This window comes from Streptomyces sp. NPDC021020 (assembly GCF_044333285.1).
Classification (GTDB): Bacteria; Actinomycetota; Actinomycetes; order Streptomycetales; family Streptomycetaceae; genus Actinacidiphila.
This window is the reverse complement of record NZ_JBIRQQ010000012.1, coordinates 62,567-70,107: the sequence shown is the minus strand read 5'-3', so window position 1 is coordinate 70,107 and position 7,541 is coordinate 62,567. Positions and strand designations below refer to the sequence as shown.

The window sequence follows — 7,541 nt, the reverse complement described above, 5'->3', positions numbered from 1 at the left end:
GCGGTTGCGGCACCTGCTGGCCGGGCGGCAGGCACATCGCCGACGGGCGCGTCAACCTCGCCCGGCGGCAGCGCGGGCTCGGCTCCGCCGAGGGGGCGGCGGGGGGTGGCGGGCGCGCCGGGGCCGGACAGGCCGCTGACGGGAGCGGCGGCGGGCACGCCCGTGGCACCCGGCGGCAGCGCGCGTGCGGCTCCGCCGGAGGCGTCCGCGGCTGCGGCACCTGCTGGCCGGGCGGCAGGCACATCGCCGACGGGCGCGTCAACCTCGCCCGGCGGCAGCGCGGGCGCGGCCGCGCCGGATACGTCCGCCGCTGCGGCGCCTGCCGGCCTGGCGGAAGGCTGGGCCGCGAGGTCTTCGGCGGCGGTCCGCACGCCACGCCGGGTCGTGGCAGGTCCGCCCGGTCGAGGCTCGGCGGGGGCGTACGGGGCGACAGCGGGCGTACCGGGCGCGGAGTCGGTACGTGTGGGTGCGGGGTGCGGGGTGTGGTCGCGTGGTGGGGTCGACGCCTGGGCGGTCGTGGTGAGCCAGGTCGCGAGGGCGGTCGCTTCGGGGGGCGTTTCCGGGAGTGGGGTCAGGCGTGGGGCGCGCATCGTGCCCGCGCGGATGGTCAGTTCGGGTTCGCCTGTCGCCAGCAGCGAGGCGGCGTCGATCTGCGCGCCCTCGTCGGTGTCCGCCAGGACGATGCGGCCCGGGGATTCCGCCTGGGCGGCGCGGACCAGGCCGCGGACCGCGGCGGCGGCGGGGTCGGGGGGCTGGGCGGCGCCGCGGGTGAGGACGAGGAGGGTGGTGGTGGCCGTGCGGGCGTCCGCGAGCCAGTCCTGGAGGGCGGCGAGGACGCGGTGGGTCGCGGCGTGCGTGGCGGCGACGACATCGGGGCCGGGGGCGTACGGAGCCGGGCTCGCGTCGAAAACCACGGCGTCCGGGAGCGGGGCCGTACGGTCCAGGTCCTCCCACGCGGCCACCGACACCGGCACGGCGCGCGGCCGGTCGACGACGGGCCAGGTCAGCTCCAGCAGGCGGTGCGCGGAGCGGCGCCCGGCGCGCGTCACGGCGGCCTGCTGCTCGGGCGTGAGGCGGCGCAGCACGAGGGAGTCGGCGGTGAGGACGGGCCGCCCCGCGGGGTCGTACGCGGCGAGGGCGACCTCGTCCGGGCCGCCGCCCGGCGTGACGGCGACCCGCAGCGCGTTCGCGCCCGTCGTGTGCAGCCGCACCCCGCCCCACGAGAAGGGCAGCGCGAGCCCCTCACCGGCGACGGTGAGCAGCACGGCGTGCAGGGCCGCGTCCAGCAGCGCCGGGTGCAGGCCGAAGCCGCCGCTCTCGACGCCGTCGGGAAGGGCGACCTCCGCGAAGACCTGGCCGTCGCGCCGCCACAGCCCGCGCAGGCCGCGGAAGGCGGGCCCGTAGTCGTACCCGCGGGCGGCGAGCCGCTCGTACGCGTCGGCGAGGCCGATCGCCTCGGCCCCGGCGGGGGGCCACTCGGCGGGCGGCGCGGGCAGCGCTTCGGCCCCCGCGGCCGACTCGCCGCCGGGCCCGCCCGCAGCCGGCCCGTCCGTCAGGGGCACGACGCCCGGGCCCGGCTCGAAGCCAGGCGCCGCTTCGGCCAACGCGGCGCCCCCGCTCGCCAGTTCGCCGCGCGCGTGCGCCACCCACGCGCCGCCCTCTCCTCGCGAGTGCACGGTCACCGTGCCCTCCTCCGCCGTCACGCGGAGGGCGACCGATCCCTCCGCCGGGAGGACGAGCGGGGCCTGCACCACCAGGTCGGCGACTCCCGGGCGGGACGTCTCCGCGGCGGCGCGCAGCGCCAGGTCGAGGAAGGCGGTCGCCGGGAGGAGGGGGGCGCCGGACACCGCGTGGTCGGCCAGCCAGGGGTGGGTGGCGAGGGCGAGCCGTCCGGTCAGCAACACCGCGCCCGAGGTGGGGACTTCGGCGACGGCCGCCAGCAGCGGGTGCTCCGCGGCCGTCAGTCCGAGGCCGGCCGCGTCGAGGGAGGGGCGCGGCTCCAGCCAGTACCGCTTGCGGGCGAACGCGTACGTCGGGAGGGGGACTTGGCGCGCCGCGGACCCGAAGGCCGGGGTCCACGTCACCGCGCCGCCGCGTACGTACCGCTCGGCCGCGGAGGTCAGGAAGCGTGCGAGGCCGCCCTCGCCGCGGCGCAGCGAGCCGGTCACCGTGACCGTACGGGACGCCCGTTCGGCGGTCTGCTCGATGTGCATCGCCAGCGACGGGTGCGGTGAGCACTCGACGAAGTGCGTGAAGCCGTCGGCGAGCAGCGCCTCGACGGCGGACTGGAAGGCAACCGGCTCACGGCAGTTGCGGTACCAGTACGCGGCCGTCAGCTCCTCGCCCGCGGCGACCGCGCCCGTCACCGACGAATACAGCGGCACGGCGGCGGCGTTGGGCCGTACGAAGTCCAACAGCTCGGCGAAGCGCGGCTCCAGCGGGGCGACGAGCGGCGAGTGCGAGGCGATCGACGCGACCGTCCGCGCGGGCACGCCCGCCGCCCGCAGCTCCGCGACGAACGCCTCCAGCGCGTCCCCGGGCCCGGCGACGGTCGTGCCGTTCGGCCCGTTGACGCCCGCGATCGTGAGGCCGGGCCCGAGTCGTCGCGCGACCTCCGCGGCCGGGGCGCCGACCGAGGCGATCGCCCCGGTGAGTCCATCGGCGAGCAGCCGCGAGCGCGTCACGACGAGCCGCCCCGCGTCCTCCAGCGACAGCGCCCCGGCGACGTACGCGGCGGCGATCTCCCCTTGTGAGGACCCGACGACGGCATCCGGCCGCACCCCGAGCGAACGCCACAGCTCGGCGAGCGACACCATCACCGCGAAGAGTGCGGGCGGTACGACGTCGGCCCGCCCCAGCCGCGCGCCGGCCGCGGCGTCCCGCACGGTGTCCAGCAGCGACCAGTCGACGAGGGGGTCGACCACTCGCGCGCACCGCGCCATGTGCGCGGCGAACACGGGTGCGGAGTCGAGGAGTTCGGCCGCCATCCCGGCCCACTGCCCGCCCTGCCCGGGAAAGACGAACGCCGTCCTGCCCGGCTCCTCGTCCGCCTCCCCGCAGACGACGTTCGGGGCCGGCAGCCCCGCGGCGACAGCGCCGAGCCCGGCAGCGAACTCCGCCTGGTCCCCACCGACGACGACCGCGCGGTGCGCGAAGCGGGAGCGGGTGGTGAGGAGGGAGCGGCCCACGTCGGCGGGGCCGTCTTCGACGGCGAGGGGACGTGCGGTGTGCCGGCCGTGCCCGGCGGGGGCGAAGCCGTGCCCGGCGGGGGCGACGTCCGCCGCGGGGGCGACGGGCGCGGCGTCGCGTGCCGCAGCAACGTCCCGGGCGGGCAAGGCGGCCGCCGAACCGTCCGCGACCACCGACGCACGCCCGGGGCGCGCGGCGACCTGGGCGGGCACCGCGGCCGCGGCATCCACCACGGGGACGACGGGCGACGCGTCGCCAGCACCCGCGGCGGGCGACGCCGACGAACCGTCCCCGAGCGCGGTGGAAGGCGCCGCGAACGCGGAGTCCGCGGACTCCCCAGCGGCGTCCCGACCAGGCACAGCACCCGCCGAACCATCCGCGACCACCGACGCAAGCCCAGGGCGCGCGGTGACGGCCCGAGCGGACCCGGCGACCGCGGCATCCACCGCGGGGACGACCGGCGACGCCTCGCCAGCACCCACGGCGGGCGACGCCGACGAACCGTCCCCGACCACCACGGAAGGCGCCGCCGGCACCGCGCCCGGCGGCGGGGCGTTCCTCGGGCCTGAGATGTGCGCCAGGAGGCGCGCCGCCTGGCCGCGGAGGGCCTCTGGGGATTGCGCGGACAGGACCCAGGGGAGGGCGGGCCAGGAGGGCTCGGCGGGGGCTTCGTCAGGGGGCAACACCGTCGGGGCCGGGGGCTGTTCGAGGATGGCGTGGGCGTTCGTGCCGGAGATGCCGAAGGAGGAGACCGCCGAGCGGCGGGGGTGGGCGGCGGGGGGCCAGGGCTCGGGGCGGGTGGCGAGGCGGACGGCGCCGGTGGACCAGTTGACGTGGGGGGTGGGGGTGTCGACGTGGAGGGTGGGCGGCACCACGCCGTACCGCATCGCCGCGACCATCTTGATCACGCCCGCCATGCCCGCCGCGGCCTGCGCGTGGCCGATGTTGGACTTCAGGGAGCCGAGCAGCAGCGCCCGCCCGCGCGGGCGGTCCTGGCCGTACGTGGCGAGCAGCGCGTGGGCCTCGATCGGGTCGCCGAGGGCGGTGCCGGTGCCGTGGGCCTCGACGACGTCGACGTCCGCCGAGGTGAGCGCCGCGTCGGCCAGCGCGGCGCGGATGACGCGTTGCTGGGAGGGGCCGTTGGGGGCCGTCAGGCCGTTGGACGCGCCGTCCTGGTTCATGGCGGTGCCGCGCACCAGGGCCAGCACCTCGTGGCCGTTGCGGCGGGCGTCGGCGAGGCGTTCCAGGACGACGACGCCGACGCCCTCCGCCCAGGCCGTGCCGTCCGCGGCCGCCGCGAAGGACTTGCAGCGGGCGTCCGGCGAAAGCCCGCGCTGGCGGGCGAATTCGAGGAAGACGCGCGGCGTGGACATCACGGTCGCGCCGCCCGCGAGGACGAGGTCGGTCTCGCCCGCGCGCAGCGACCGGCACGCCAGGTGCAGGGCCACGAGCGAGGACGAGCACGCGGTGTCGAGGGTCACCGCGGGCCCCTCCAGGCCGAGCGCGTACGCGAGCCGGCCCGACGCGACCGCCGAGAGGCCGCCCGTGATGCGGTAGCCCTCAACGGAGTCGGCGGAATCCCAGCCGTACATCCCGACGAAGGCGCCCGTCCGGCTCCCGGCGAGCGTGTGCGGGTCGACGCCCGCGTTCTCCAGGGCCTCCCACGTCACTTCGAGCAGCAGCCGCTGCTGCGGGTCCATCGCGAGGGCCTCGCTCGGGCTGATCCCGAAGAAGCCCGCGTCGAAGCCGGCGACGTCGTCGAGGAAGCCGCCCTCGCGGACGTACGTGGTCCCGGCGCGGTCGGGGTCGGGGTCGTACAGCCGGGCCAGATCCCAGCCGCGGTCGGTGGGGAAGCCCGAGATGACGTCGCGGCCGCCCGCCGCGACCTCCCACAGGTCGGCGGCGGAGGCGATGCCGCCGGGGTAGCGGCAGCCGATCCCGACGATGGCGACGGCGTCGCCGTCCGCCGCGTCGGGCGCGTAACTGCCGTTGGGCGCTGGGCCGTTGTGTCGCCGGTCCCCGGCGGGGGCCTCGCGCACAGCCGAGCTTCCCGTAGGCGAACCGGCCGCCGCCGTACGGCTGTCCACCGCGGAGCCCCCGCGGGTCGTCGACCCGCCGAGGGCCTGGTGCTCGTCGGCGGCGCCGCTGTCGCCCGAACCGCCGGCGGCGGCGTCGGCGGAGTCGCCGCCCGCAGGCGCGAGACTGCCGACCGCCGGGGCCGCGGTCTGCGCCAGCCGCTCCGCGAGCGCCGCGGGCGTCGGGAAGTCGAAGGCCTCGGTCGCGTCGACCTGCCGCCCGAGCACCTCGGTGAGCCGTTCGGTGAGTTCGACGAGCGCGAGCGAACCGAAGCCGAGGTCCTTGAAACTCCGGTCGCGCGGCACCGCGTTGGCCTCCGCGTACCCCAACTGGACGGCGACCTCGGCCCGTACGGTGCCCAGGAGTGCGTCCCCGGACACGGCAGGAGCAGGCGGCACCGGCGGGCGACCGGCACCGGACGGCGGCGGCGCCTCCTCCCCCGAGCGAACCGCCGCACCCTCTCCCTCAGGCGGCGCCGACGCCGCACCCAGCGCCCCGCCACCACCGGACGGCACCCCGTACGACCGGCGTTCGAACGCGTACGTCGGCAGCTCCACCGACCGGGCGCCCGTGCCCGCGAAGATGAGTGCCCAGTCGGGGGCCGCGCCCGACAGGAAGGCGGTGGCCTCCGGCGACGGACCCCGGCCGTACGTCCCGGACGGGTCATCCGATGCCGCCAACTCTTCAAGGCCCGAAACGAGTTCCGCGGTGTCGCGGCCGAGGACCACCGCGCGGACGGGGAAGGACGTGCGGGTCAGGGCGAGGGAGTAGGCGGTGTCCAGCGGGTCGTGGTGGAGCGCTTCCGCGAGCAGGCGGCGGGCCTGGGCGCGCAGGGCGCCCGGCGACTTCGCCGAGAGCACCCAGGGGATCACGTCGGGGCCCGAGAGGACACGCGACGGCGCGGGAGGCGCCTCCGTGAGGATGACGTGGCAGTTCGTGCCGCCGAGGCCGAAGGAGCTGACGCCGGCGAGGGCAGGGCCGTCCGGCCAGGGACGATACGCGGCGTTGACGCGGAGGTTCAGGGCCGCGAGGTCGATCGCCGGGTTGGGCTCGGTGAAGTGGAGGCTCGCGGGCAGCTCGCGGTGCTGGAGGCTCAGGACGGTCTTGAGCAGGCCCGCGATGCCCGCCGCCGTGTCGAGGTGGCCGATGTTGGTCTTGACCGAGCCGACGAGCAGCGGCGCGGTGCGGGTCGGGGCGGTGCCGAGCGCGCCGCCGAGCGCGGTGGCCTCGACGGGGTCGCCCACCGCCGTTCCCGTGCCGTGGAGTTCGACGTACTGGACGGCGCCGGGGTCGATCCCGGCCTGCCGGTAGGCGCGGGTGAGGAGTTCCTGCTGGGCGGCCGCGCTGGGGGCCGTAAGTCCGTTCGTGCGGCCGTCGTTGTTGACGGCGCTGCCCGCGACGACCGCGGCGATGCGGTCGCCGTCCGCGAGTGCGTCCGCGAGCCGCTTGAGGACGACGAGGCCGCCGCCCTCGCCGCGGACGAAGCCGTTGGCGCGCCGGTCGAAGACGTGGCAGCGCGCGTCGGGCGACAGCACACCCATCTCGGCGAGGCCCACGTGCGCGTCGGGCGCGAGCATGAGCGCGGCGCCGCCCGCCACCGCGAGGTCGCACTCGCCGCTGCGCAGCGACTGCACCGCCAGGTGCACGGCGACGAGCGACGAGGACTGCCCGGTGTCGACGGTGAGGCTCGGCCCGTGCAGGCCGAGCGCGTACGAGAGCCGGTTGGCGATCATGCTGCGCTGGCGGCCGGTGAAGGTGTAGTGGTCGGGCGCGGTGGGGGGCGCGGACTCGGCGGGCGCGGACACGAACACCCCGGTGTGCGTGCCGGCCAGCCGCTCCGCGGTGAGCCCGGCCCGCTCCAGCGCCTCCCAGCCCAGCTCCATGACGAGCCGCTGGTGCGGGTCCATGGCCGCGGCCTCCCGCGGGAAGATCCCGAAGAAGCCGGCGTCGAAGGCGTGGATCGCGGGGATGGGTACGGGAGCTGTACCCCCCGGCTCCCCCGGCTCCCCCGGGGCCCCCGCCTCCCCCGGGACGTCGTCGAGGAACGCACCGCGCCGGGTGGCCGTACGCCCCGGCGGCGGGTCGGTGACCGCGTCGCCGCCCGAGCGCAGCAGCCGCCACAGCCCGGACGGCCCGTCCGCCCGGGGCAGCCGCGCGGCCAGTCCGATGATCGCGAACCCGTCAGTCATGATGCCTCTCCTCGACGAAATCCCGGATGGGGACGCGGGGACCGGTAAGGAGCCGGTCGGACGTCGGACGTCGGTCGGAAACCGGTC

Annotated in this window: 1 protein-coding gene; it reads right to left on the bottom strand. The window is 77.5% G+C overall.

Going from position 1 to position 7,541, the window contains the following annotated elements:
* On the bottom strand, positions 1-7,454 hold a 7,454-nt coding region (locus tag ACH4SL_RS30790; protein ID WP_398451548.1), incomplete at its 3' end, for a beta-ketoacyl synthase N-terminal-like domain-containing protein.
* Between the last annotated feature and the right edge of the window lie 87 nt (positions 7,455-7,541).